Origin of the sequence: Cocleimonas flava, from assembly GCF_004339015.1 — a bacterium.
GTDB lineage: Bacteria > Pseudomonadota > Gammaproteobacteria > Thiotrichales > Thiotrichaceae > Cocleimonas > Cocleimonas flava.
Genome location: NZ_SMFQ01000004.1, coordinates 109,745 through 135,119, shown reverse-complemented (window position 1 = coordinate 135,119; position 25,375 = coordinate 109,745). Strand labels below are relative to the sequence as shown.

23 protein-coding genes are annotated in these 25,375 nt (G+C 38.9%); 11 read left to right on the top strand and 12 right to left on the bottom strand.

Annotated features, from left to right (window positions below; translation table 11 throughout):
- Positions 1 to 19: 19 nt before the first annotated feature.
- The gene (locus EV695_RS12375; protein WP_131906297.1) at positions 20 to 853 is read right to left on the bottom strand and encodes a hypothetical protein; all 834 of its coding nucleotides are present in this window, start codon (positions 851 to 853) and stop codon (positions 20 to 22) included.
- 73 nt (positions 854 to 926) lie between these two features.
- Positions 927 to 1,286 carry a hypothetical protein gene (locus EV695_RS12370; RefSeq protein ID WP_131906296.1) on the bottom strand — a complete coding sequence of 120 codons (360 nt, stop codon included), beginning with the start codon at positions 1,284 to 1,286 and terminating at the stop codon, positions 927 to 929.
- A 156-nt stretch (positions 1,287 to 1,442) separates the two neighbouring features.
- Here EV695_RS12370 and EV695_RS12365 point away from each other — a divergent pair, with 156 nt between their 5' ends.
- The 3 genes from EV695_RS12365 to EV695_RS12355 all read left to right on the top strand — a co-directional run bounded on the left by EV695_RS12365 (position 1,443) and on the right by EV695_RS12355 (position 5,011).
- On the top strand, positions 1,443 to 2,135 hold the full coding sequence (locus EV695_RS12365; protein ID WP_131906295.1) for a hypothetical protein: 693 nt from the start codon (positions 1,443 to 1,445) through the stop codon (positions 2,133 to 2,135).
- Between the two features lie 295 nt (positions 2,136 to 2,430).
- A complete protein-coding gene (locus EV695_RS12360; RefSeq protein WP_131906294.1) occupies positions 2,431 to 3,657 on the top strand; it encodes an SEL1-like repeat protein in 1,227 nt (408 codons plus the stop codon).
- Between the two features lie 169 nt (positions 3,658 to 3,826).
- Complete coding sequence (locus tag EV695_RS12355; RefSeq protein ID WP_131906293.1) at positions 3,827 to 5,011, top strand: DUF4124 domain-containing protein; 1,185 nt, start codon at positions 3,827 to 3,829, stop codon at positions 5,009 to 5,011.
- A gap of 229 nt (positions 5,012 to 5,240) precedes the next feature.
- Here EV695_RS12355 and EV695_RS12350 read toward each other — a convergent pair whose 3' ends face one another.
- The 3 genes from EV695_RS12350 to EV695_RS12340 all read right to left on the bottom strand — a co-directional run bounded on the left by EV695_RS12350 (position 5,241) and on the right by EV695_RS12340 (position 7,083).
- Positions 5,241 to 5,624, bottom strand: a complete 384-nt coding sequence (locus EV695_RS12350) for a DUF3127 domain-containing protein (RefSeq protein WP_131906292.1) — start codon at positions 5,622 to 5,624, stop codon at positions 5,241 to 5,243.
- Positions 5,625 to 6,235: 611 nt separating this feature from the next.
- Positions 6,236 to 6,712, bottom strand: coding sequence for a DUF2214 domain-containing protein (locus EV695_RS12345; RefSeq protein ID WP_131906291.1), 477 nt, complete (start codon positions 6,710 to 6,712; stop codon positions 6,236 to 6,238).
- Positions 6,713 to 6,723: 11 nt separating this feature from the next.
- Positions 6,724 to 7,083, bottom strand: coding sequence for a DUF6152 family protein (locus tag EV695_RS12340; RefSeq protein WP_131906290.1), 360 nt, complete (start codon positions 7,081 to 7,083; stop codon positions 6,724 to 6,726).
- A 503-nt stretch (positions 7,084 to 7,586) separates the two neighbouring features.
- Here EV695_RS12340 and EV695_RS12335 point away from each other — a divergent pair.
- Both EV695_RS12335 and EV695_RS12330 read left to right on the top strand, forming a co-directional pair.
- A complete protein-coding gene (locus tag EV695_RS12335) occupies positions 7,587 to 8,657 on the top strand; it encodes a CAP domain-containing protein (protein ID WP_131906289.1) in 1,071 nt (356 codons plus the stop codon).
- Between the two features lie 57 nt (positions 8,658 to 8,714).
- The gene (locus EV695_RS12330) at positions 8,715 to 9,314 is read left to right on the top strand and encodes a 2-hydroxychromene-2-carboxylate isomerase (RefSeq protein ID WP_131906288.1); all 600 of its coding nucleotides are present in this window, start codon (positions 8,715 to 8,717) and stop codon (positions 9,312 to 9,314) included.
- Positions 9,315 to 9,759: 445 nt separating this feature from the next.
- On the opposite strand, the gene EV695_RS12325 is transcribed toward EV695_RS12330, so the two are convergent.
- The gene (locus EV695_RS12325) at positions 9,760 to 11,034 is read right to left on the bottom strand and encodes a midcut-by-XrtH protein (protein WP_131906287.1); all 1,275 of its coding nucleotides are present in this window, start codon (positions 11,032 to 11,034) and stop codon (positions 9,760 to 9,762) included.
- Between the two features lie 524 nt (positions 11,035 to 11,558).
- Between EV695_RS12325 and EV695_RS12320 the strand changes: the two genes are divergently transcribed.
- Positions 11,559 to 12,368: an alpha/beta fold hydrolase gene (locus tag EV695_RS12320; protein ID WP_131906286.1), complete on the top strand. Its 810-nt coding sequence runs from the start codon at positions 11,559 to 11,561 to the stop codon at positions 12,366 to 12,368.
- A gap of 85 nt (positions 12,369 to 12,453) precedes the next feature.
- Here EV695_RS12320 and EV695_RS12315 read toward each other — a convergent pair whose 3' ends face one another.
- Positions 12,454 to 14,376, bottom strand: coding sequence for a B12-binding domain-containing radical SAM protein (locus EV695_RS12315; RefSeq protein WP_131906285.1), 1,923 nt, complete (start codon positions 14,374 to 14,376; stop codon positions 12,454 to 12,456).
- Positions 14,377 to 14,682: 306 nt separating this feature from the next.
- Here EV695_RS12315 and EV695_RS12310 point away from each other — a divergent pair, with 306 nt between their 5' ends.
- Both EV695_RS12310 and EV695_RS12305 read left to right on the top strand, forming a co-directional pair.
- Entirely contained in the window at positions 14,683 to 15,138 is a 456-nt protein-coding gene (locus EV695_RS12310; RefSeq protein WP_131906284.1) for a YiiD C-terminal domain-containing protein, read from the top strand.
- Between the two features lie 217 nt (positions 15,139 to 15,355).
- Positions 15,356 to 17,170 carry a protein adenylyltransferase SelO gene (locus EV695_RS12305; protein ID WP_131906283.1) on the top strand — a complete coding sequence of 605 codons (1,815 nt, stop codon included), beginning with the start codon at positions 15,356 to 15,358 and terminating at the stop codon, positions 17,168 to 17,170.
- Positions 17,171 to 17,187: 17 nt separating this feature from the next.
- Here the strand turns inward: EV695_RS12305 and EV695_RS12300 are convergent, their stop codons facing one another.
- A complete protein-coding gene (locus EV695_RS12300; RefSeq protein ID WP_131906282.1) occupies positions 17,188 to 19,326 on the bottom strand; it encodes a S9 family peptidase in 2,139 nt (712 codons plus the stop codon).
- Positions 19,327 to 19,810: 484 nt separating this feature from the next.
- Here EV695_RS12300 and EV695_RS12295 point away from each other — a divergent pair, with 484 nt between their 5' ends.
- The gene (locus EV695_RS12295; protein ID WP_131906281.1) at positions 19,811 to 20,890 is read left to right on the top strand and encodes a class I SAM-dependent rRNA methyltransferase; all 1,080 of its coding nucleotides are present in this window, start codon (positions 19,811 to 19,813) and stop codon (positions 20,888 to 20,890) included.
- A gap of 145 nt (positions 20,891 to 21,035) precedes the next feature.
- Positions 21,036 to 21,413 carry a hypothetical protein gene (locus EV695_RS12290; protein WP_131906280.1) on the top strand — a complete coding sequence of 126 codons (378 nt, stop codon included), beginning with the start codon at positions 21,036 to 21,038 and terminating at the stop codon, positions 21,411 to 21,413.
- A gap of 153 nt (positions 21,414 to 21,566) precedes the next feature.
- Here EV695_RS12290 and EV695_RS12285 read toward each other — a convergent pair whose 3' ends face one another.
- The 4 genes from EV695_RS12285 to EV695_RS12270 all read right to left on the bottom strand — a co-directional run bounded on the left by EV695_RS12285 (position 21,567) and on the right by EV695_RS12270 (position 23,947).
- Positions 21,567 to 21,779 carry a hypothetical protein gene (locus EV695_RS12285; RefSeq protein ID WP_131906279.1) on the bottom strand — a complete coding sequence of 71 codons (213 nt, stop codon included), beginning with the start codon at positions 21,777 to 21,779 and terminating at the stop codon, positions 21,567 to 21,569.
- 518 nt (positions 21,780 to 22,297) lie between these two features.
- Positions 22,298 to 22,504 carry a hypothetical protein gene (locus EV695_RS12280; protein WP_131906278.1) on the bottom strand — a complete coding sequence of 69 codons (207 nt, stop codon included), beginning with the start codon at positions 22,502 to 22,504 and terminating at the stop codon, positions 22,298 to 22,300.
- An 84-nt stretch (positions 22,505 to 22,588) separates the two neighbouring features.
- A complete protein-coding gene (locus tag EV695_RS12275; RefSeq protein WP_131906277.1) occupies positions 22,589 to 22,789 on the bottom strand; it encodes a hypothetical protein in 201 nt (66 codons plus the stop codon).
- A gap of 411 nt (positions 22,790 to 23,200) precedes the next feature.
- Entirely contained in the window at positions 23,201 to 23,947 is a 747-nt protein-coding gene (locus tag EV695_RS12270) for a sulfite exporter TauE/SafE family protein (RefSeq protein WP_131906276.1), read from the bottom strand.
- Between the two features lie 524 nt (positions 23,948 to 24,471).
- Here EV695_RS12270 and EV695_RS12265 point away from each other — a divergent pair.
- Positions 24,472 to 25,323 (top strand): hypothetical protein, encoded by an 852-nt coding sequence (locus EV695_RS12265; RefSeq protein ID WP_131906275.1) that lies wholly within the window; start codon positions 24,472 to 24,474, stop codon positions 25,321 to 25,323.
- The last annotated feature ends 52 nt before the right edge of the window (positions 25,324 to 25,375 follow it).

Here is a 25,375-nt window from a genome sequence, read left to right as displayed (position 1 = left end):
AGTAATTACTTGTTATCTACTAATTAATCGTAAGTGGAAGGTTATTTTCAATTGAAGTAACCTTTGATTCACACTGTATTTTTTGAAGTGTGATATCACCAGACTCAGCACGAATTATTTTTAAATCTGAGTTTATTATTGTATGAATTTTCAGGTCTTGATACTTCTTTAGATACTCCTGTGACAGAAGATCAACATCTGTATTTTTTGTAAAACTAATGAGATAGCCCTTAGCAATCTCCCTTTTTTCAGAATTGAATATATCAACAGGGTTTTCACAAGGTATCTCATCAACCATCTCGTTAACAGTCCTGCCATAAGATTCACAATCGAGTTTTGCAATAGTAAAATTAGATCTTGTTTTGCCACCAGCTATTTGAAGGTATTTAATAATTCTACTTAGATCGGAGTCAGGTATATTTCTGCAGCTGTTACGCTGGATTGCTTCTTCGAGAACATTTAAGCCATTAGCTCCACCAGGCATATTGATGATTTTAATTAATTCTTCTTTACCAAATTTTTTATAGAAGGTCAGGACAAAGTCTCTTACGAATAGGGCTGATTTGTTCTGAAGTGTATTATGTAGAATTAAGTTACCTTTTCTACATGTTGCAACTTTATAAATATTTGCATTAGATAGTTCAATACCTATTTTATTTATATGCCGAATGAATGTTTTAAAATCATTATTATAAGCGGCATTACAAACCAATACCCTTAGCTTGTGTAGTGCTTTTTGTGATCTCTGCATCTCTAGAAATGAGAATTCATTACTAGTTTCTGATTTATTGCTTTCAGCTTGAATAGAGAAACTTAAGAAGAACGCCATAAATATTAGTATTAACTGCTGCATATGTTACAAACTCCAATATTTATATTCACCTTTGCAGGGTAAGTACACGTATATTTAACCACCTAGTTATATTTTACTTGGAATAATTTTCCTGAGAAACGATTCTAAAATTAGGTTTTTTATCTAAATTAGTATTAAGCATTTCGACTGTTTTAAAGTGTCCACTTATATTGAGTAGAAGCTTACAGTCTCTATATTTATAATCAACGTAGTAGTATTCTTCTGGCGCATCCTTAAGGTTAATACTTGGGTCTATATTTGAACTAAGTTCAACGTGCAACTCTGGATTTTCTAGATTTAGACGCCAAATTAATCCTTTATTTAGATCGTCACTTGTTTCAAGTTTCTTATCAATTAGAGCTTCGATATACTCGATAATTGACGTATGACTCTCGCCAACAACAGCATATTGTGTATTTAGATATTTTTTCACAAGGTCATTATTAATATATTATGGTGTCAATGTCTTGCTATTTGTGAGACTTATTATTAATAACTCGGCCAGTAGAATGTTCGAAAATTTAATTGTACCTATCAACGACTCACTGAACACGGAGACGGATTTACTAATTAAACGAAAAAGGAAAACATGAAATTTCCTACTATTTTTTGTGTATTACTCTTATTTAATGTTACTGCTATTGCTGATAAAAGTGGTTTGTATAACAACTTAAAAGATAGCTACTGGTTAGGTCCATACATGGAGTCATATATTACGTTTGATAAAAATCATATGATTTCTTATAGAATTTCTGATCACACAGTACGAGATAAGATAAAGTATTCTATTCTTTCTGAAAATTCTTTTAAAATAATAGCTCCCGAGTTTCCTGAAGATGGAAGTACTGGGACTTTGAGTAATGATCTGCAAAGCATTAAATTGGTTAATGATAGTGAATCATTTGTTATCAGAAAAGTACCATACCTGACTCAAACAAAATTGGAAGGTATATGGGAAACTGTACCATATAAAAAAGATGATTCCGATACTCAAGTTGAAGTTCAATACACTGGAAATCAAGTAAAATTTAAAAGAATAATTGTAAATCACTCTAACAATACACATTCGCAGTTTTTATCTGATAGTGAATACTCAATAAGTAAAGGCTTTATATTTGATACTGATGAATTCAAGTATTACGCTATAGAAAAAAAGGGGGATAAAATTTTATATAGTAGTGAAAATGGTGAAGATGATTCTATGTGGTTTGAACAAAAACTTTCAAAACCACTGGCTTTTAAAATACCAAGTAACTCTAAACTTATTAAGGAGAATCAATAAAAGGCAAAGGGATTAAGCTTTACGCATAATCCCTTTGCCTATTCAATGACTTGTTAAATATTGCTCTCACCTTTGGTGCGACTATTAGAGTGATTCGATACCAGCATTTAGTCTTTCTTTTTGATGTTTCAGCAATATTTATGACACCCACAATTTGATCTTTGGGCATTCACTATCTTCAGTTATCTTATTAATAGCCTATTAAAGAGAGTGTTATTATGATTTTAGTTGCGAGCTAAATATAGGTTACAGTTTATCCGTTCTTCAACTGAGGTAAACAAACAAGGAGAGAAAAATGCGTATAAGTAAGTTGTGTCTTTATTCACCAATAGTTTTACTGTTGTTCATATCAATGTCACAAAGCTATGCTCAACCACATTCTCATGGTGGCCGTTCTCATACGCATGCTTTACCTACTCAAGGTATTGGCCATAGGCACGGTAATAGTGCTATTGGTGAATCAGCTAGTAATAGAGTTACTACTAGTGCACCAGCTAATTACATTGCTGATAAAAAAGGGTGCTTTCATTTTAATGAGAACCCAATGCCAAATGAATCACTTACATGGACAGGTAAGTGTATCAAAGGATATGCCGAAGGAGACGGAGACCAAAAATGGTTTTTAAACGGTAAGCCAAATGGTGGCGGCAATACTTCCTTAAAAAGAGGTAAGATGTTTTTTGGCGAACCTGAAATAGTTAACTCAAGTAATTTGAGACTGAGTAATTCAAACTTAGCAAATTTATGCGATGAACTAGCAGGTAACCCAAATGATCCACACAAAGTGGGGGAAGGAATATTATTTGATAAAATTAATGGCAGTAAGGCCGTTATGGCTTGTAAAAGCGCACTTGTGAAAGAACCTAGCAATGCACGTTATCTATTGAACCTTGGGCGCGCTTACAATAAATTAAAAGATTACGATAAATCTTACCGTTATACGAAGGATGCCGCTGATTTATTCTATCCTTATGCTTACCATGCACTTGGGCTTCACTATTTATATGGTGAAGGAGTTAGAAAGAGTGAAACTTCTGAAAGGAGGTATATTTTAAAAGCTACTGAGTACAAGGTAGCAATAGCGTTTGCGAGGATGGCCAGCATTTTAATCGAAGATTGTAATGGAGAATTTTCATTTTGTGGTCGTGAAGAGTTCAAAAAGGTTAAAAATTATCTAGATAAAGCGCGTTCACTTGGATATGTTTCAAATCAAATAATCGGCGATTACTACTATTATCTAAGTGAGATGCCTTTACGTGGCCTTTTCCCTATAAAGTTGTCGTCTATGGCTGGCTCTAAGGTAAGAACCTATCGAAAATATCTTTTGAAAGCAAGTTCACATTACAAGTATTACCTTCTTAATGAAAACGAGTCAGATAAAAAAATTCAGAAAAGATACTCCAAGATTATTCAAACACTTGGTTATATAAGTGAGGGAGATATAGTTCATGAAGAACAGTTTGAGCTGCAAGAACACAAATCAAAAGAACTTAGAGATAGTAAAGATATGATGCTAGAGTGAAAGAATATTTAAAACGAGTCAAAGAGTAATTAGGATATATTGAAAGAACAATAGAGTTAAAGAAAAAATAAAGCAAATTATATAGAACATCAAAAATAATAGCTGCGTGCTAAAGGTTGGTTTCAGTTTATCCTTATTTAAATAAGGTAAACAATCAAGGAGAGAAAAAATGCGTATAAGAAAATTGTGTCTGTATTTATCATCTATCGTGTTTTTAATTACAATTTCATTTCAAGCACTAGCTGGCTTATACCGTTGGGTCGATGATAATGGGAAGGTACATTTTTCGGACAAAATACCAGCATCAGCAATTTTATTAAAGAAAGGACTTAATAAACAACTTAATAAACAAACAGGTGATACCCATCATTCTCATTCTGGACGATCTCATTCACACCCTTTACCTGTTCAAGGTGTGCAACACCAACATAACGGTGGTGCTGTAGGGAGTTCGAGTAGTAGTCAAACATCAGGAGAATTGAGACAGCGAAATGATACAAATGATTATCTGAATAATTTTTTATCAATACATAATAATTACTGTAGAAAAGAGTTTGATAATAAAGAAGCGCTAAATGAATTCTTAAAAAATTCACCCGAATTATCACTAGCAAAAGACTTTAAAGGGGTTTATGAATTTAAGAAACATGAAATAAGTTATGCTGTATCCCCTGTAGATGATGGCTGTACTATTGATGTAATGATTCACACACCCAATGACATCGAACTGTTCAGTTTTGAAGAAATAAATAAAGCATTGATTGATCTAGGTTATGTTGAAACTGGTGAGCCAGTACCACGTAAAGATGCTGCTATTGATGATTCTGAACTGACCATTATAGAAAAGAAATATGTTTCTCCTAAAGGTGAAATCACAGTTCTAGATTTTCCACTCGAAAAGAAAGACAAATATTATATGACTCTTTTTACTGAAAAATTTTCAAGTGAAACTAACAATATAAGCACACAAGTAAATTTAGAATCGAAACAGAAGAAATTAGATTATATAAAGACACTAGAAACATCAGAAAGAGACGATACCTTGCTATCAACTTATGAAAACGAAGATGAGCTGGTCAGTTTTTTCGAAAGTAAAATAAAGGAGCTTAAAGGCAATAAAAAAATACTTAATAAACAAGTGACAGTACTTAAAACGAAAATTTTAAGCTTAGAAAGTAAGTCTAAAAGTATTACAGATGAGGCATCCTATATGAAAAATTCTAAGAAAATTTTTAATATAAACAAGACTATAAAACAATATATAGAGGCGATAGGGGATACTGATAAAAAAATTATTGATATTAATTATGATTATAAAAAAGACTTAGCAAGATATAAAATATTAACCGAATAAATTAAGACTTTGATCATAGATTATAAAAAACTCGGTATCTTTGGATGAAGTTAGGAATCCTAACAACTCTCAAACCTATTAAATACATAGGACATTCAATCTTTCGTAAAAAAGCGTCATCCCAGAATGAGGCTTTTTTATACCTGAGATTCTTATGCTCATTTTTGCTAAACAAAAAAAGAACAACAGCTAAAAATTTGGGGTGTGTCTTATTTATTTATATTAAATGCTAAAACGGACACTCATCATCAAACGGAGGTGCGCCATTATCAGCCCAGCTTTCTGGTGGTGCTTCCTGGTTATCAGCTCCTGAAACAGCGGAAACTTTCCAGGCCTGTAAACTGGTAAAGCACTTCTCTGGTTTATCGCCGCTTGACCATAATCGCCCTGACAAATTAAACGTTACCTGTATCTCATCGCCAATGTTGTGTTTGTCCATAAGCTCACACTTATCTTTGATCAACTCTAGCGCCACATAGTTTGGGTATTGGCTGTTTTCATCTGGTCCAGTTAGCTGGATAACGAATTCGCGTTTAGTAAAGCCATTGTTCCCATATTCAGTCGTTTGACCAATAGAGTGAACAGTACCTTGAGCTTCATAGGATTTAGACATGCAGTAACCTTAATTCTTTGGTGGAAGTAATAGGTTGCGGATTATACGTGGAAATTTATTAAATAGGACACCCAAAATTATCTAGTTAATTAACTGACATATATTCTTAAAAAAGTGCCCTAATACACGCTAAAACCTAGTATCGCCTATCGGCGAGCTAGCTTTAAGCTTTCGCATACATGAGTTGTCCATTTCAACAAACGAAATGGCAAGCTCATGGTAAGTAGGGGGGGCTTTTATAATAGTTTAAACGATTCTTTCAAGGAATAACGGATAAGGATCAAGGTTGTTTGAGCGGATTCTTTGCAAAAGAAGTAGCGAGTTCCCTTGTATCCCCGTTATGACCATCGATGAATTAAACTTGGCAACGGTTTAAAGGATAAAGCATTTTTGATTCGACTACGTCTCTCCCTTCGGGCCAGCTAAAGCTGTTGTCTCGTTCCACTCGGCTGGTTACTTTCTTTTTGCTTTTCTGAAAAGAAAGTTACTCGGTGCTGTGAACAAATATCAGAGGAGAGTTTGCATTTAATAAAGCAGCGAAACAAACAATTACAAATTTAAAAAAGTGCTCATAAGTAGGGGGGTGACATTTAGACGACAATTTAAAAACCCTATCGATACGCAATCAACCGTCCTAAAAATAATATTGTAAGCCATAGCATTAACGATATTAACGCTTGCGCTTTAACTTGAAACCCCCAATTATTGTCGCTTAATGCGGTTTTCCAGATGTTTGAATTTCTTAATATAAATGCGTTTGTTAAAGCGACTACAATTAGTGCCAGTTTAGTTAAGAATACGTCAGAGCCTAAGTAATCGACTGGGCGGGCTATAAAAAGTAATAGGCCAAATAGTGCTGTCAGGATTAGCCCTGTTATGGCGAGTGTTTGAAATACGGTTGCCACCGATTGTAATTTGACTCTAGCCCATAAGCCTAATAGGCGGCAGTCGATTGCCAGGGTTGAACCGACTAATAATATGATCCCTAATATATGTCCGGTATTGACTAATGGATAGAGCCATAGTGAGTTGCGTAATAGTTGTGCGAGTCCACTTTGCTGGATCAACTCGGCTGTTTCTAGTATCAATGCTAGTTGCGTTAGTTGCGTTCGGGATATAGAACATAGCGTTTGCCATCTATGACGATACGTTCTGCTTTTACTCGTAATTCTTTCGGGTCGGCAGAGCGTTGTCCGTCAATAGTGATTTCGGTGCCTTTTGACATCATTTCGTCTTTAAGACCTGCACGTTGATTTCGCCAAGGCTGACCGACTTCAGCTGTCCATTTTTGTCCCTCAACATCTAATATGAGGACTCCATGCGGGTTGCCAAGTGTTGCAGATTCGATTACGCCTATGACTTCAACATTGGTGTCTGATGTCCAGCGCCAACCATGATGTGCCAATGCAGTTGTGAAGCTGAGTAGAAATATCGAGAGTGTTAGTAACCATCTGTTCATAATAATGCTACCTCATTGTTCATTTTCGAATAGGTAAGGAATCACTGAATAAAGCTGTGTAATTGCTCGCGTGTAAAACTCGCGTATAAAACTAACGTGTAAAAGAAATTTCTCTGTTTTTATTATAGCAGTTGATTTTTAAGTATGGATTTATTCAATTGTTGTAAGTTTATTAAATTACTTCTGCCAATAACGATATAGGTAATTGAATTTTTCGTTTAGCAAATACTTATCTTAACGCTTAGACAGTATATATAAACGTGGTTCGAATTAGGTACGCTATTAGAGATGATAAAAACTATGGGTGTTTTAATAATTTTTCTACGTGTAATGACAGACGAATATTGGCAATACAGGTACTGAGATAACAACATTCGCGACGAAAATGAATTACAGCGACACATGTACTAGACTAAGCATGTATTAGCCTGAAAATACGTTTGTTGTTTCACTAAACTAATACATGAATCTAACTGCTAACGTATTTATTTGGGAGAATACATATGAAATCTAGCTTAAAGGTCGCATTAAAACTAAACATCATTACTTGTTTATTTTTTGTTAGCACTAAATCGGTTTTTGCCGCAGGTGGTACAGTCACCTTTAGTATAGCTAGTCCAACTCAGGTGCCCACGCTTTCAGGCACCATGCTACTACTATTAAGTTTGTTGTTATTTGTTGTAGCTGTAAGGACGACTAAGCAAAAAAATACTAATAAGTTGTTTATAACACTTTTGGGGGCGGGAGTTTTAGTAACAGCAGGCAGTGGTATTAACTTAGTATCGAATGTGAATGCAGGCGGTGGCTTAACTATTGTTGTTGATCAACAATCAAATTCTATTACGTATCCCATAGATGAAGGAACCCCTATTAATTATGAAAATAATGCTAATGGGAGTCCAGCTCTTAATTTTACCATTACAGCAGATGCTGAATCAGTCTGTGCTTTTGCTTTAGGAAGTGACGCTCTTTCTTCTTTTAATACAAATCATTCGGGTATTTTGCCTGCTGGTTTCTATATGAGAATCGAATGTTTTGATGAATTAAATTTGCTGGATAATAATCAAATAGGGGTGGAAGCGGTTAATAGATTGATAAGGCGAAATGTCGAGCCGCCGTGTGACCCAAGTGTGGTAGTAGAGGGAGGTGGTTCATGCAATGAAACCTCTAATGGCTTACTTCCACCGCTGAGTTTTGATGAAAATTTGTCAGCCATAAGTCAGGCGTATGTTGACACTTGCCCATTATTATATTCATCTGAAATACCGCCTGATTCATTTCAAACGGTATTTCTTTTTCCGGGTCAAATTAGCGCATTTCAATTGGCAACATCTGCTACAAGAAAATGGCAGTTTGATAGTATAGAATATGACCCAGTTACGGGTGAAGCAGTCGCCCGTGATACATTAACTTATAAAGCATTAGTACAGACCAAAGCTAAAAAAATGGGCTGCGCCATGAAGTTAGATTGCTCAGGAGGTCCGACAGGGACATTTTCAGTTTTACATTGCCTTATTGATTCAAGTCCTTCAGAAGGTCCAGCGTATCCTCCTTTAATTGAAGCGCCTGAATAACACCCCATATACCTTTTTTAAAATATTTTAATCGATCCATCCAAACGAGACTTTTACATGAGCAAAACTATTAATTATTACCACTTTTTAATTTCACCTTTCAGCTATTTGGCAATTGAGCGTTTTAATGCGCTTGCTGCCAAGCATGATCTTACTGTTAATTACTTACCTATATCTGTTATGGATGTATTTTCCGAGTTAGAGGTGTTGCCACCGGGTAAACGTCATCCTTCACTACAAAAAATGCGTATGGATGAATTAAAACGCTGGTCTGGTTTATTAGATTTGCCGATGAATTTTACACCAGCACATTTTCCTGTTGATCAAACATTAGCGGCTCAAATGGTATTGGCAGCAGGTGGTGCTTCTGCAAACCCAGATGCGGGTAAATTATCTGATGCGTTGCTTAAAGCAGTGTGGGAACAAGAGAAGAATATTTCAGATGAAGCAACCTTAATTGCTATCGCAGATAGTGTAGGGCTTGATGGTTCGAACTTGTTAGAGAGTGCGAGAGACGAGCAATGGGCAAATGCCTATGCAAACACCACAAAAGAAGCCTTAGAAGGTGGCGTTGTAGGATCACCTACTTACCAATTAGATGATGAATTGTATTGGGGTCAAGATAGATTAGATTTCTTAGAGCGTGCCATTGGTTAAAGGTTTACGTTTAGTTTTAGGAAGCCTCATCATTGTATGAGGCTTTTTTGTGCCTTGGATTTTCAGGATTAATTTGTCTAACATGAACTATATGGAATACTTACCGCAATTATTTGGGTCACTGAGTTCATAATTCCAGAAATTTTTAGAAAAAATAGTGACGGTGTCTGGAACATTACTTGTAGCACAAGGTCTTCCTGATCCAGTAGGGTCAGCGACTAAGTTATTAGTTGGTAACGTATTTTCCCAACCAGATTGAGGGGTCTCACACCATGTGTATGTACCTGCTGGGTGGCTTCCTAAATCAGCCTCGCCATTTGCACCCTGAGCAATTTGAGCGTTTGAAGAATCATAAAGCGTAAACTCCCAACCTGAACGTCGATCGTCATTCGCAAAACTGACAGGACCAACTTTGTCGTCTCTCAGTTTGCTGCCTTAAATTAAATCATGGGGCAGTGTACGTATTGGTAAAGGTGCAGGTGATATTCTCACCAGCTACAAGAAAAAATGTAATTTCGCCCTGTGCAAGATCAGGCGTCAGCGTAGAATCTGGAAAACTGCTAACACAATTAATATCTGTTAACGCATAATTCTCTGGTACATTCTGCTCTCTAAGCCTCACGCCTAAGCCTTCCGGAAGTCCGGTGTAGACTCTTGGAGAGTCATTTGCAGACATTGTATAAAATTCAACGGGTAATGCTGCACTACTTGTGCTGTTCGTGACGAAATTAAAGGCGAGGTTAGGGTCAGCATCGTCACCAATTACGTTCTTAATAACTGTAACTGTGCTAGTTGTCGGAGCGGGCGCATTAACTACAGTGGTTTGTGTAGCTGTGTTATTGCTTTGGTCCGGATCAACAGTGTCTGAGCTCACTTCAACTGTGTTTGTAATAGTACCAGCGTTACCAGAGATGACTTGCATTTCAATGATAACTTCTTGGCCTTCTGTTAGGTTACCAAGATCGCAACTGATGTCTTCACCACCCGAAACTGGGACTATTGTGCAGTTATTTACGAAAACGGAATTACCCACACCATTCGTGGACGCTAAAGTGAAGCGTAGTTCATCTGTTACAACAACGTTTTCTGCAATACCGGGCCCTATATTATTTACGGTGAGGGTATAGGTGACTGAATCACCAGTTTGTATTGGATCAGCACTATCTATCTTGGTAATTGATAAATCAGCTTCTGGTGCAGTACAATCAACAGTACAAGATACGCCTGAATTCACCACCAAACCGGTGGCGCATTCACCAGAGTTAGAACCATCTCCCACATAGTTATCACATTGGATACCCGACACGTCTACTCCTGTAATTTGTTGGGTTAATCCACTAGTATTTACATAGGTATTCAGTCGATTCTCGAAGATGTCTGCATCGCCGCCATTAGGATTTGATAATTCTGGAGCAGGGGCAGCAACCAGAGTGTTTGCCAGTTGAACGCTACCAGAACCCAGTGCCAAAATAGAAACACCCAGTAAGCTTATGAATAATTTGTTGACACCTGAATTTTTATTTTTAGCACTGCGAAATGCCACTAGCATTAGTAACAAACTCAAAATGATTAACATCATTCCACTAAGTGTAGGAATATTAGCAGCAGCAAAAGGGGCATAGCTAACTGTTCCTGTAGTCCCGGCAAAAACCTGAGGGCTTGTTAATAACAATAAAAAAGCAAAGAATAAATGAAATATTTTTTGATATGCATGATGCATATGTTCTCTCCCTGAACGTATTAACGGTTAGTTATGCTCTAAAAAGTCGTTCAATATTAATCATAGCGGAAAATTATGTTTAGAAAATGTGACATATTACCAATTTGGTACTTCACTATGAAATGTATAACGTTTTTGCGATGCTTGGCGCTGCACATATATGACCTAAGATTGTGTTTGGTTATTAAAACCTTGGTGTTGTTTAAATTAGTGTATAAATTTAGAAAGTCTCTTAAAGGTAGGAGTAATCTTCTATTAACAAGATGCGAGTGGCTCCATCACAACTCAAAAATTGACGCGGTTTTGTAACTCACTCGTACCTTGTTCAAACAAGCAAAACCTTCATCGTCAATTTTCTGCGTGGCTCGGCTTGTTAAATGGGATAGAAACATCGCTAGAATTGAAAAAGTTACTTCGCAAAACATAAATTTTTCTGCTGCGACTCAACCTAAAGGGTCATCTGCATAAATATCATCCAATAGTGGGGGGGTGTATTTATCCAACCCTATTGATATGCTTTAACAATGTATAGATCATTTTCATCTGCCATCTCATTTACGTTTTTAGCGATATTCCTCTCAGCGTGTTCAAGTTTGGGAACCAATACCAAGACTTCGATAGCAGAGTCTATTCAAAAAATACCGTTTTCCAGTCCTGCTTCTAAACAACGCGTTATTATTTATAACCACGGTATTACCAGGCCACAGCAACTTGAGCCTTGTTTTATGTCTTATAACAATCCTCCTGCATCTTTGGCTGCGTTAAGCGATAAACGAACTCTGGTATATAAACTGTGTTCGACGGCAACCGAAGCACCCGCAATAACATCGGCGGGTAGGCAGGTTTATCTGCGTAAAATAGAAATCAATTACGCGATAGATGCTTTTTTAGCGCGGGGTGTTTTACCCAAAAATTTGTTTTTGGCAGGGCATTCAAACGGTGCCTGGACGTCATTAATGATGATGCGTGATGTCAATAAACGCTTTAATGGGGCGATTGCTTTTGCGCCTGCTTTTGCAGGTAAACGCAGTGAGGTTAAGTTTGCTCCCTGGTGGAGAAAAACGGTTAGGCCTAAACAGATTAAAGAGATGTTAACGTCGCCTGACATGGATGCTTTGGTGTTTGCTTATGAAAATGATCCCTACAATCGTCCTCAAGAATTGCAATTTCTGGCAAATAATTATCCCTTGGTGGGTTCGAGTGGTGTTGATTTAGTCTCTTATGATTGTGGTTTACGAAATGCGCATCAAACCTTTAGAAAGGATTGTCGATACGCAGAAACCACGCAACGTATTCAACGCTTTATCAATAAGCAGATTGCTAGTTGGAAGTAGTAGCTGTTTATAGTCATTTTAAAAAGCAAAAAAAGTGCCCCAAAGGTGGGGGGTGTCATTAAAAGACCTAGTATTTATTAAATCCTTACGCCAAGGCCTGCGCAATAAAGTCCGGTTTAACCCGAGTACCACCAACCTGTAGATTCGTTTTCTCATCAAACCAGAATTGCATCGGCTGTTCATAACCTAATCCGTGCATATAGTTATACAGCGCCTTTTTTAGTCCTTCTCCTAATAGATCATGATCGACATTCTCAGGGTCACTAAAGGCAACATCGTTATTGGCAAAGGTGATATTTTTATTCGGGTGCAATGTTATCTTATATTCATCAGGCTTTAAGCCTACAGGGCTATGAATAGTGGCTGAGAATCGATGCCAGTATGCCGATTGGAAACAGCCATGAAACATTAACTGCCTGACGACTTCTAATGAGTCTACGGTTTCTTCAGCTGTTTGTGTGGGGAAGCCATACATTAGATAGGCATGCACGAGAATTCCCGCATCGGCAAAACCACGGGTGACGCGTGCGACTTTTTCGATGCTTACGCCTTTTTTCATTAGCGTTAATAGCCTGTCTGATGCGACTTCTAAACCACCACTAATGGCGATGCAGCCTGAGTCTGCCAGTAGCTGGCACTTTTCGGGGGTAAAGGTTTTTTCAAATCGGATATTGCCCCACCAGGTAATGATGAGGTTCTTTTCAATCAACTTTTCTGCCATTGCAAACAGCACTTTGGGGGGCGCGGCTTCATCGACAAAGTGAAAGCCTGTTTGACCTGTTTCTGCTATTAACTGTTCTATTCGCTCAACAATGATGTCGGCACCGGCCTCGTCATAGCGACCAATATAATCCAGACTGATATCGCAAAACGTACATTTGGACCAGTAACAACCATGCGCAACGGTCAGTTTATTCCAGCGACCATCACTCCAGATTCGATGCATGGGGTTGAGCATTTCACACAGTGATAAGTACTTATCTAACGGCAGGCCGTCATAACAGGGGGTACCAATATCTTTGTGGGGCACATCGGGTAATTGCTTATTATTGCTATAAACGAGTTCGGCTTTTTCTAAATGTTTGTTTTTCAGGTGGTATGTACGTACCAAGTCAGCTTCCGTCGCTTTGCCTTGCAAATAATCAAGCAAACTCAATAAGGGCTGTTCGCCATCGTCTAATAAAATGTAGTCGACATATTCAAACAAACGAATGTCTTTTAATGTGCGTAACTCTGTATTGACGTAACCGCCGCCCATCAGCACGGGCATATCAGGTTTGATTTCTTTGCAGTATTTAGCGATCTGCAAAGCACCCAGCATATTCCCCGGAAATGGCACGGTAATGCCGATGACATCGGGAGATTCCTGCGCCAGATAATCATCGAGCAAACTGCGGATATGTTCTTCTGTAAAGCTTATCTCGCCGTGCAAGGTTTCATACAAGTCATCAAAACTTGGATTTGATGCGGCGAGGCGTTCGCCGTAACGCGATACTTCAAAGTTAGGATCTACGCCGTCATGAATAACTGCGACCAAGTCATCAATGTACAAGCTTGCCAAATACTTGGCTTTATCTTGCGTGCCTAAATCACCGAAGGCCTGATGCAGAACATTCTCAGAAATCTCCTGCATCTCATTGAGGTTTTCGAATGTGGGCCCTTCCGGTAAAAATTGTCGGGACACTATACGAAGCGCCAAACTAGGATCTTTACCTTGTAAGAAACGCAGCACAGGTGCTGTACAGCGACGGTATGCATCTACATGAACGAGGAAGTGATAGATCGAGTCGGGTAACTCATCGTCTTCAAAATCGGCGTAATTATCTTCAACTCTATCCAGTATCGTATCAATGCTTTCGGTTGTAAGCATCGACAACAACACCTCGATAGCCATGTCACGCTGGACTACGTCATAGCCTTCTTTACGCAAGAAGCCAGTGATGTAAGCGGTGGCAGGATAGGCAGTATTCAACTGCGTCATAGGAGGAGTAAGGAAGAGGGATTTCATTTTTCGATTATAACGTGAAAGGCTAGAAGTGCTACAGTGGTACTGGGCTCTGAATAGTTATTTTTGCGAATAGGGTGTAGCTGGTTTGTCGTGATAATTTCACTTCTTGTTTTAACGCTTAATCAATCAGAAAAAAACAGCCCATAAGTAGGGGGGTGGCTTTTAGTTTAGTTTATCGATATCGGTTCACTCAGCTTAGAATGTTAATATGTTCTTTGCACTATGTTGTCGAATGATATTTGTATATTCGACACTTTATTAATTCCAGTCATCGAACCAAGCTAAAAAAGAGATAACATAATTATTATGTCAGACACATCTGAAGCACGATTAAGAATACTCAATAAAATAAGAGAGACCATTCCACTAAGCAACGCGATGCAATTTTCTATAGCGTCCTTAGAAGCTGATTCAATTGTTGTGAGAGCGCCATTATCTGAAAATTTTAATCTCCATGGAACAGGCTTTGCCGGTAGCATTTATTCAACAGGAATTCTGGCTGGCTGGGCATTGTGTTACTACAATATGGAATTATTTGAGATGTCGGGTGACCTGGTAGTTGGTAAAGCCGAGATTATGTATAAGTCTCCCGTCACTGACGATATAGTCTGTAGCGCATCAGTTAACAATGAAGAACGTGAAGCTTTTCATCAGAATTTTAAAGATAAAGGGAAAAGTACCCTGCATTTAACGATTAAGATTGGCGAGTCAGAAAATGCGATCTTAAAAGCGCGTTATTTTACCATTGCATCAAAGTCTTAATGTTATCTGTTATCTGTTATCTGTTATCTGTTATCTGTTATCTGTTATCAATTAGGTACTCATAAGTTGGAAGAAATTTGAAAGAAACTTGAAAGAAAAGTCGTAAGAAATGAGAAAGACAAAAACCTTATAATATTGACTCGTTATATCTATTGAGGCTGACCCCTTTTATTATAATCGTTTCGATTAAAACTCCTTAAGACAATAAGAGCATTTCATGCAAACATCGGATCCTAGCCACACTCAACACCCAGGCCACAATCAGCAACTTAGCAACAATCAAGATCCCGCAACAGAAGTAGCGTTCAGTTCGGCTGCCAGTGCTGAGAGTGATGAGAGTTTAAATATAGAAACGCTTAACGATCTTGCAAGTCTGGCAGATTATTCGCTGTTGAATACGCTCGATGCAGATCCTGATGCGAAAACAGACGGAGCGAACCATTCACCTCGTCAGGTGCTCTCAGGGCACTATGTACTGGTTACTCCGATGCAAATTGAAAACCCTGAATACGTCACGCATAGCAAAACCTTTTTTCGTGAATTGGGCTTCGCTGACAACCTGGCGCAATCAGCTGACTTCAAAAGACTATTCTCTGGTGATCTTTCAAATCTTCCACACCCGATGCGCAAGATAGGGTGGTCAACGGGGTATGCGCTTTCTATTTACGGTAACGAATACACCCAGCAATGCCCTTTTAAAACCGGTAACGGCTATGGCGATGGACGCGCAGCGTCAGTGCTTGAGGCTGTTATTAAAGGCCAACGCTGGGAAATGCAACTCAAAGGAAGCGGACGAACACCTTATTCTCGTGGCGCAGATGGGCGTGCGGTGTTGCGTTCAAGCGTGCGTGAGTTTTTGGCACAGGAGCATATGCATGCGCTGGGCGTTCCCACGTCACGATCTTTAAGTTTGTACGCATCGAAAACAGAAACGGTTAAGCGACCGTGGTATTCGGAAGGATCTCGACAGAAAGATCCGGATATTATGGTTTCCGATGCAGTGGCTATTTCGACTCGCGTTGCCCCATCGTTTATTCGCGTGGGTCAACTCGAACTCTTCGGTCGTCGAGCGCGTGGTAATGAGCATCCAAAGGCCATGGCGGAGTTAGAGAAGATTGTGTTGCACTTGATTGAGCGCGAGTACGCTTACGTGATCGATCAGCAATTAACTCGTGATGACAAAGTCGTGTTGCTCGCGCGCGCGTTTCGCAGTCGGCTGACGTCACTTATCGCAAACTGGATTCGCGTCGGCTACTGTCAAGGCAACTTCAACAGTGATAATTGTGCAGCCGGTGGTTTCACACTTGATTACGGGCCTTATGGATTTTGCGAACTGTTTGATCCACGTTTCCAGCCCTGGACGGGCGGAGGAGAGCACTACTCCTTCCTCAATCAACCAGTAGCAGCGGAAAAGAACTTTGGGAGTTTTTGTACTGCTTTAAAGCCTTTACTGGCTTCGAATCCAGAAGCTTTGCAACAACTCAACGACATTGACGATGGTTTTGCACTTGAGATGCAAACCGAAATGGAAAAGATGTGGGCTGCCAAACTTGGGCTTTCAACATTTGACCCCGTGTTATTCAGAGAGCTATTTACGCTGATGATTCAAACCTCTGTTGATTACACGATTTTCTTCCGCGAACTTTCAGAGATACCTGACAATATTGACCCACTCAAAAGGAGTTTCTACTCGAATTCGAACTCGAACTCAAAAGAGTTGGATGAGCGTTGGTCAGCGTGGCTTACAAAGTGGAAAACGTTAATAAACGGTGACTCATCTTCTCAGTCAAATGAAGAGCTTTCGAGGCAGATGAAACGTGTTAATCCCAAATACATTTTGCGAGAGTGGTTTGTAGTGCCTGCTTACAAAAATGCTGCGGTCGGGAACTACGATTTAATTCGTGAGCTACAGGACATCATGACGCAGCCTTACGCAGAACAGCCGGAAGAAGTTGAAGAGAAATTCAATAAGCTGAAACCATCGCAATTCTTTAATGCCGGTGGGACGTCTCATTATAGTTGCTCGTCATAGCTTTTTGATTCGCTGGTTTATTCTTCAATGCCATGCGCTAAGAACATAAACGCGTATTCCTCTGCGTAATCTTTTAAACGGCCATAGCGACCACTATTTGAAAAATGCCCAGCACCCATATTAATTCGCATCACTAATAGGTTCTCATCCGTTTTTAGTTCGCGCATTCTGGCAGTCCATTTAGCAGGCTCCCAGTAAGTCACTCGAGGGTCGTTAATCCCACCACTTACAAACATGGGTGGATATTCACGTTTCTCGATATTGTCGTAAGGGGAATAGCTGGCGATCAAGTCATAATCTTCAGGACTTTCAATTGGATTTCCCCATTCTTTCCATTCTGGAGGCGTTAATGGCAGGCTGGCATCGAGCATGGTATTTAATACATCAACAAACGGCACACCGAGGTTAACTGAGCGCCATAACTCTGGTGCCTGAATGACCGCAGCACCCATTAATTCGCCACCCGCACTGCGTCCTGAAATTGAGATATTGCCAGCACTTACGTATTTTTCATCCACCAAATGACGTGCGACATCAACAAAATCATTAAATGTATTCGTGCGTTTTTTAAGTTTACCGTCTAAATACCATTGGTAACTCATCATTGAGCCACCGCGAACATGCGCGATTGCATAGACAAAACCACGATCAAGCGCACTGAGTAACCCAGATGAAAACGAAGGTTCGATAGTTGCTGCGTATGCACCATAGCCATAAAGCCACATTGGATGGCTACCGTCTTGTTTGAAGCCTTTTTTATACACCAATGACACGGGAACCATCACGCCATCTCGTGCTGGAGCCATAATGCGCTTGGTTTCATATTGGGATTTATCGTAACCCGATGGAATTTTTTGTACCTTACGGGTGCTCAATTGGCGCTTGGTTAAATCGTAATCGAACACGGTATGCGGTGTGATCATCGACTCATAAGAGAGGCGGATAAAGCTTTGTTCAAATTCAGGGTTAACGCCTAAACCAGCGGTAAATAAAGGTTCAGGAAACTCGATAATATGTGCTTCTAGATTTTTTGAGCTTGTATTGGGCGAGACATCAGGCGAAACATCAGGCGAGACATAGGGCAGAACATGAATTTTTTCTAAACCCAGATCACGGGTTTTAAGCACAAAGAAATCTTTAAAGGTTTGTAGTCCCAATAAATAAGATGCGTCAGAACCGTCAATAATCGTTTTCCAATTTTCTTTAACGGGGTTTTTATCACTGACTGTGACTAAACGAAAGTTTGAGTGTGTATCGTTAGCAAGAATATAAAATTCACCATGCGCATGGTCAACCGACTGGGTAAAACCTTCACTTCTGTCTACCAAGGTGACAAGATCTCCAGAAAAATCACCAGCTAGAACATGCGATTCTTCTACTTCGCCTTGTGAAGATACAATCACCATAAATTCTTCACTGCTGGTTTTATCGAAACCGATGTAAAAGCCATCGTCTTCTTCTGTATAGACGCTTATGTCGTTTTTCTGCTGTTCACCAATTGTGTGTATTTTTATGTTTTTAGAATGCCAACGACCTTGTTCAAGCAACGCATACATGAGTTTTGTGCCATCAGCATTGAACTCAAGTTCGCCTTGAACGTCATTCAATACGTCATCTAAATACTCATCAGTCTCAAGATCTTTGATACGAAGCTGATAGCGCTCGTCACCATCAGTATCGAATGTGTACGCTAAAAAGCGATTATCGGGGCTGATATCCCAGTCCCCAATCACAAAATAATCATGGTCTTTCGCTAAGGCAGTTTCGTCCAAAAATATAGCTTCTTCACCCGTTGCTAAATTCTTGCGGGTTCGAGTGCGGTACTCTTCTCCCGCACGAAAATACCACTGATATTCATAACCGTTCGACACGTATGGCACAGAGGTTTCTTGCTCATCCGTACGTCCTTTAAATTCCTCAAAGATAGTCTCGACTAAAGGTTTATTAGGTTTCAAAAACGATTGGTAGTAAGTGTTCTCTTCTTCTAGATATCCGATAATGTTTTTATCATCAACGGTTGGATAGTTCTGGTCTTTTAACCAGTGATAAGGATCATCCAGGGTACGAGAATGATGCTTTTCTGTATGAGGAATTTGCGTTGCGATAGGTGCTGCTTGGTTTAATTGGCGCAAGCGCTGGTATTTTTGTTCGGGCATTTTAGTGGTAGATAATAGCTAGAAGTGGCAGGAGTCTAACATAGTATTTCATCGTGAATTCTTGTCTTCATACTAAATAAATTGGAGGGTAAATAACAACGATCATCCAGCGTTTAGTTGTTGCCAGCGGCTAAAAATGGCTCCAATACACGCTAAAACCTAGTATCGCTTATCGGCGAGCTAGCTTTAAGCTTTCGCATAAATATTCGGCTGAAGCCCACCCTGTGGGTCGTCGTCACTGTGTTCCTACGTTGTCTCGGCAATGCCTCGGCTGAGTTGTCCATTTCAACAAACGAAATGGCAAGCTCATGGTAAGTAGGGGGGGGGGGGTGGCTAAAATCCTGTACAAGTTGCGGGGTGTTCAATTATTCTGGCTTATGCTTTAGTTTGTTAGAATGTCACTTTGTTATCTGGCATTATGTCGTCGAATTACATTTCGACTGCATCCGCCTTCACACTCACACATAAAACGAGTTTCTTGATTATGCCAATCGCTTCTTTGCTGAATACTGCTTTAGCTAAACGTGCTGACCTTATTGATCAACTTAGTGCGCCATCCTCTGACTCATTGAAAACGGATTCATTGAAAACGGATTCATCAAAAACAGATTCATCAAAAACTAATTGCTTTCGTGTTTTTCATGGCACGGTAGAAGGTGTAAATGGGCTGAATATTGATCGTTATGGTGATGCCTGGTTAATTCAAAGCTTTCATCAAACGCTTAACGAAGATGAAATTGATGTGATTCGCAAAGCGTTATTAGCGGTTTCTGATTTACCAATCGTTTATAACGACCGCTCTAATAAAAACTCGCGCATTCTTAATGAGCTCGATGCTGAAACTGAGGCTTATGCCCGATCAGAACAAGTAATTTGTGAGAATGGTGTTTTATACACCAGCAAATTACGTCATACAGGACAAGATCCATTATTGTTTTTGGACATGCGCATTGGCCGAGAGTTTTTTAAAGCAAACAGCCATAAGAAGAGTGTGCTGAATTTATTTGCTTATACCTGTGGTATTGGTACGGCAGCTGCTGTCGGTGGTGCCAAGCGTGTCGTAAATGTGGATTTCTCATCATTTGCTTTAGAAGCTGGCCGCAAAAATGCTGAACTCAATGGGTTTGAAACTGGAGCCGATTCAGTGTGTCAGTTTATACAGAGCGATGCCTTTCCAGCACTACGCCAATTAGCAGGGCTTAAAGTGACTGGCCGTAATCCTAAAAAACTGCCACATTATCCTAAAATGTCAGCATCGCAGTTTGATCTGGTATTTTTAGATCCCCCACGTTTTGCTAAAAGTGCGTTTGGAACCGTTGATTTAATCAATGACTATCAAAGCTTATTTAAACCTGCGGTATTAGCAACGAAGCCAGGCGGTAAGATCATTGCCTGTAACAATGTGGCGAAGGTCGATAGAGAAAGCTGGTTTAACAGCTTAGTACGTTGCGTTGAAAAACAGGGACGTTCAGTCAGTGAGTCAAGCTGGTTACATTGTCACCACGATTTTCCATCGTTTGATGGTAATCATCCCTTGAAAATAGTGTCATTAACCATCGCGTGATTTTTTATTCCGGAAAAATGATTCTGGAAACCCTAATTCTGGAAACCCTAATTCCGAAAAACATGAGTAAAATCTAGATTCAGCAGTTATTCATGGCTGTTATGACACTATGGACTCTGGATATTCAATAGATACAATAACCGTTATGAAAAACTCTCTTAAAGCTGCTTTGCTCTCGGCTCTGGTTTTACCAGGTGCGGGTCAAATTGTGTTAAAGCGTTATTTGTCTGGCGTTCTGTTTGCTCTGGTTTCAATTATTGCCTTGTCTGTGATTGTGGCGAAGATCATCAAGTTTTCTTCACTGATAGTAGCAAAGATCAATAATGGCGCTTTGGATCAAGGTGGTGGTTTAATTGGGATACTTTCAAACAGCATGGTTGAAGTGAATACAGGTGTGATGAATACCGCATTTCTGATTTATTTGGGTGTGTGGATTCTGAGCATTCTCGATGCTTATCGTGTCGGAGATCTTGTTGATAAAAAACAGGATAGACAAAAAGCATCTAGCTTTAATTTCTCCTGATTCATTCATTATTTACGAACAACTTTCTACAAGCCTTCTAATAGCTTTCGCAGATTACTTTAATTTTTATCTATTTGTTCTGGATAAAAAAAAGCCCCTTACTTTTTCAAGTAAAGGGCCTCAAGGGAGAGTCTGTGTTTGCTGTGCTTCGTTTTACTGACCTTCAAATGAAGGGAAAAGCTCTGCATCAAGTTCTGCACTGATTGTTGCGTTTGGTGCTGAGTAGTTAACTTTATCTGCGACGTTTGTCGCTGCTTCAGCTTCGAAATATCCACCGTCTACATCTTGTCCTGCAATGGCAGATTGTCCTGCGAATAGAGCTGTTAGAAGTGTGCTTGCTAAAAGTACTTTTGCTTTCGTGTTCATAATATTTATATCCCGTATTTGTCTCGTAAATGTAATGTAAGTCATGTGTTTTTGATGAAGACTTACATTGTCTGTGTCTTGTATGTAATAACGAATGAATTGTTTTTTTGGATCAAAATAAAATGAAATATATTCAAAAATCGAGAAAACAATCTTGGTGTTTGAGTGTTTGTATTAGTGTTTTAACTATTATGAAACAATGGCTTATACTTTAATTAGTGGGGTTTTTGTATTTCATGTAAATAGTTTAAAAAGTAATGTTTAAACTATTTTCTAGATTAATGTAGCAATTAATCCAGACAGGGTTATTTAGGCAACACAGCATTTAAGTACTGCCTAAATGTAGTGTTATAGAAGTGCAGAAAATAGCGTAGAAAAAAGTGCAGAAAAACCGGATAGTGAATCACTATATTTGCGAAAAAATGTTAAACATGCATAAAAAAAGCCCAGTATTTTTTCAAATACCGGGCTTTTAAAGGAGGGAGTTTTTTTCGTTTTACTAAGTCTTTATTTCGCGACTATTGACCTTCACCCTGTGGGAAAAGTTCTGCGTCTAATTCTGCACTGATCTTAGCGTTTGGTGCTGAGTAATTCACTTTATCAGTAGTCTGTGCTGATGCTTCAGTGTTGAAGAAGCCGTCTGCGTTTTGACCAGCGATTGCAGATTGACCTGCGATTAGAGCAGTAGTAAGTAATGTGCTTGCGATGATTGCTTTAGTGTTCATGTTTAGTTTCCTGTATTTTGTAGTTATTTAATTCGTTTGAATTAATGGATAATTTTTTATAAAAGTACTTGTTGTAAGTAGCGTTTATTTTCTGCCGCTTACTGTCACTTCGTTAGTGAATGCTGGTGCATCGTAGTTAACTTTTTCAGTTACGTTTGCTGCAGCTATTTCAGCTTGAGTTGCGAAAACACCCAGGTCACTAGCTTGACCGGCGATTGCAGATTGACCTGCAAAAAGTGCTGTTAGAAGAGTGCTTGCTATGATTGCTTTTGTTTTAATGTTCATAATATTTACCTTTAAAATTTAGTTAATGTTTACTGTTATTTCGTAAAAGACTTTTTAGTCTGTGTCTTGGTTGTAGAAACGCAGCTTTATTTTTTTTGGATTCATTTATTTTAAAAATAATTGTTTTGGCAACGTTAAAATACCTCCAGAATGTATCTTGTAAATTCAGAATTTATGGTGATTTTTGGTCTGTGTTTATTAAGCGTAAGATGCTGTAATTATTGTATAAAATATAATTTTTAAGTTGATTTATACAGCTTGCTAAATGAGATGGCAGAGAGCCTGAAATTATTTGAATAAATATTTTAAAATAAAGTGAAAATTAAATTCATTGCATCAAAAAGTTAATCACTAAACCCGGATTTTTTACCGATAGAAACAAAAAAAGGCCTCAAAGTAGGGGGGTGTAAATTAGAAAAACACCTGCAATAAAATAGTGATTGCCAGAATTAGTAACAGACCTTTTAACACTTTATTGTAGATTTCGGCTTGAATGCGTTTTTTGATTTTAACGCCAATAAAGAGTGCAATCGCTGTGGCTGCTAACATGACTAATGAGGTCTTTAAATCACTGCTGCTGAATTGGCCGTGGCTAGTGAAAAGAACAATTTGAATCAGCTTGCCAAACAGAAAACATAAATTATTTGCCTGAATAATCTGTTGTTTTGTATATCGGGATTCCAAAGTAAAGATGATGAGTACCGGTGCCATGACATTGGTTAAGCCACCCAGTGTGCCTGCTGATAGACCAAAAATGAGTTTTGAGAGTTGCGGTTTTTGTTGTATCCACGATAAATTGAATTTGATCTTATCGATAAATAAATAGATCAGAATGGCTATACCCAGTAGTGCTTTGAATATTTCAGAATCTACTGAAATCAGTAATAAGGTGCCCAACGAACTGCCAATCAATGCATATAAGGCCAGGGGTAGATGGTGTTTAATCGCGGTAAAAATATTGCCTTCACTGATAATACTGACCAGATTCACCAATACAGTCGGGATCAGGGTAAGAATTATTGCGGTATGCAGATCGGTAATCAGCGCGAGCAAAGGTGTGGCGATCATAGGAAAGCCCGTGCCAATGCTGCCATGAAACAAAGCCGCACAGAAAAAGATTGAGGCGGCTATGATGAGAAATTCAGGGCTGATTGGCATTCGATATGGTGTCTTAGTCTTGGGGTGATTACTGGTTAATTCTTTGTCTGTAAATTCTATGTTTATAAATGCTATGTTTGTAAATGCTATGTTGGATCATTGGGCTAGCTTGTTTGGTCCGTTGTCGAGCTGGTCTTGATTAAACAAGTCTTGATTCAAAGCCACCCCCCTACTTATAGGCGTTTTTTTACTGAATGTTTTATCAATGTGTATTTAATTTGTCTTTCGGTTATTTATAAACCCGCTGATAAGCCGTATTTTTTTTATTGCATCCTGTTTATCAATGCCATCGTTTATGAGTGTGACCGTCTATCTATAACAGTCGAATAAATTGAACGAAATTTAACGTCAGATTTACTTACTTGTAATAGCAGGGCTTGCTATGAAATATCAAAGAATGACACATATAAAATGTTTGCATAGCAATCTAACAGTTTGATTCTATGAGATAAATTATATCATTTGTAGTAAACTACATAACAATAAGAATAAAAAAATCATAAATGTATGGGGCACATTAACTTATGAAATTCACCAAGGCTTTACCTTATCTATTACTTTCGTGGGCGATATTAACGCCGCAGGCATTTGCGGTAGAAGAGAAAGACGTCGCCAAAGTACAAACCGTGATTGAAGCATTCAAAAGTCGAAACACTGGCAGCATTGCAAAAATGGTTTCATACCCACTGATTAGTAAATCAAACCGACCTGCGATTAACAATGAGTATGAATTTGTAAATCGTTTTGATGAAGTCTTCGACCAGAATCTGCTGCGATCTATCGTTTCATCAGACGCGCGTACAGACTGGAATACAGTCGGCTGGCGCGGCATTATGTTATTTGATGGACTAGTGTGGCTGGACCACGATGGCAATATCCTGTCAGTAAAGCAACCGTCTACGTTTGTGAATAAAGGTGCCTCTACGTATAACCGTGCTCCTGCTAATAACCGTCTTGGTCAAAGTAAGCCACAATTAGTGGCTCAGGCGACTTCATCGATGCAGCCATCTCGATCTTCAACGCCAAGAGGCCGAAGTTCATTGCATAGAAGTGTGAGTAATTACGCACAGCCAGTACTTGAGTGGAAAACCAGTCGCTACCACGTTCGTGTGGATGATATTGGTAATGGACGTTTACGCTACGCATCGTGGCCGGTACATGCTCCTACATCGGTAAAGCCAGATATCGTTTTATCTGACGGGCGTTTAGAAGTCGACAGAACGGGTAGAAACCACCGCTATGTCTTTAACAACGGTAACTTTAGTTATCATCTGAAAGTGAATGCACAGGGTCATCAAACTCCGGGTTTACTGGAAGTGTTTAAAGGTGAGCAGCGTTTTCTGACTGATAATGTAAGAGAAATCATCCGACGTTAGTCTTGTCTTTTTTATACGATTATCAATTGATATATAAACAGTAGGGCGGTTA

Excerpts from the sequence above, each read along its gene's own strand:
- EV695_RS12300 (WP_131906282.1), bottom strand. The coding sequence starts at position 19,326 with ATGCCCGAACAAAAATACCAGCGCTTGCGCCAATTAAACCAAGCAGCA.
- EV695_RS12320 (WP_131906286.1), top strand. The coding sequence starts at position 11,559 with ATGTATAGATCATTTTCATCTGCCATCTCATTTACGTTTTTAGCGATA.
- EV695_RS12280 (WP_131906278.1), bottom strand. The coding sequence starts at position 22,504 with ATGAACACTAAAGCAATCATCGCAAGCACATTACTTACTACTGCTCTA.
- EV695_RS12365 (WP_131906295.1), top strand. The coding sequence starts at position 1,443 with ATGAAATTTCCTACTATTTTTTGTGTATTACTCTTATTTAATGTTACT.
- EV695_RS12325 (WP_131906287.1), bottom strand. The coding sequence starts at position 11,034 with ATGCATCATGCATATCAAAAAATATTTCATTTATTCTTTGCTTTTTTA.
- EV695_RS12315 (WP_131906285.1), bottom strand. The coding sequence starts at position 14,376 with ATGAAATCCCTCTTCCTTACTCCTCCTATGACGCAGTTGAATACTGCC.
- EV695_RS12275 (WP_131906277.1), bottom strand. The coding sequence starts at position 22,789 with ATGAACATTAAAACAAAAGCAATCATAGCAAGCACTCTTCTAACAGCA.
- EV695_RS12340 (WP_131906290.1), bottom strand. The coding sequence starts at position 7,083 with ATGAACAGATGGTTACTAACACTCTCGATATTTCTACTCAGCTTCACA.
- EV695_RS12375 (WP_131906297.1), bottom strand. The coding sequence starts at position 853 with ATGCAGCAGTTAATACTAATATTTATGGCGTTCTTCTTAAGTTTCTCT.
- EV695_RS12290 (WP_131906280.1), top strand. The coding sequence starts at position 21,036 with ATGAAAAACTCTCTTAAAGCTGCTTTGCTCTCGGCTCTGGTTTTACCA.
- EV695_RS12270 (WP_131906276.1), bottom strand. The coding sequence starts at position 23,947 with ATGCCAATCAGCCCTGAATTTCTCATCATAGCCGCCTCAATCTTTTTC.
- EV695_RS12330 (WP_131906288.1), top strand. The coding sequence starts at position 8,715 with ATGAGCAAAACTATTAATTATTACCACTTTTTAATTTCACCTTTCAGC.
- EV695_RS12350 (WP_131906292.1), bottom strand. The coding sequence starts at position 5,624 with ATGTCTAAATCCTATGAAGCTCAAGGTACTGTTCACTCTATTGGTCAA.
- EV695_RS12265 (WP_131906275.1), top strand. The coding sequence starts at position 24,472 with ATGAAATTCACCAAGGCTTTACCTTATCTATTACTTTCGTGGGCGATA.
- EV695_RS12305 (WP_131906283.1), top strand. The coding sequence starts at position 15,356 with ATGCAAACATCGGATCCTAGCCACACTCAACACCCAGGCCACAATCAG.
- EV695_RS12285 (WP_131906279.1), bottom strand. The coding sequence starts at position 21,779 with ATGAACACGAAAGCAAAAGTACTTTTAGCAAGCACACTTCTAACAGCT.
- EV695_RS12335 (WP_131906289.1), top strand. The coding sequence starts at position 7,587 with ATGAAATCTAGCTTAAAGGTCGCATTAAAACTAAACATCATTACTTGT.
- EV695_RS12295 (WP_131906281.1), top strand. The coding sequence starts at position 19,811 with ATGCCAATCGCTTCTTTGCTGAATACTGCTTTAGCTAAACGTGCTGAC.
- EV695_RS12360 (WP_131906294.1), top strand. The coding sequence starts at position 2,431 with ATGCGTATAAGTAAGTTGTGTCTTTATTCACCAATAGTTTTACTGTTG.
- EV695_RS12355 (WP_131906293.1), top strand. The coding sequence starts at position 3,827 with ATGCGTATAAGAAAATTGTGTCTGTATTTATCATCTATCGTGTTTTTA.
- EV695_RS12310 (WP_131906284.1), top strand. The coding sequence starts at position 14,683 with ATGTCAGACACATCTGAAGCACGATTAAGAATACTCAATAAAATAAGA.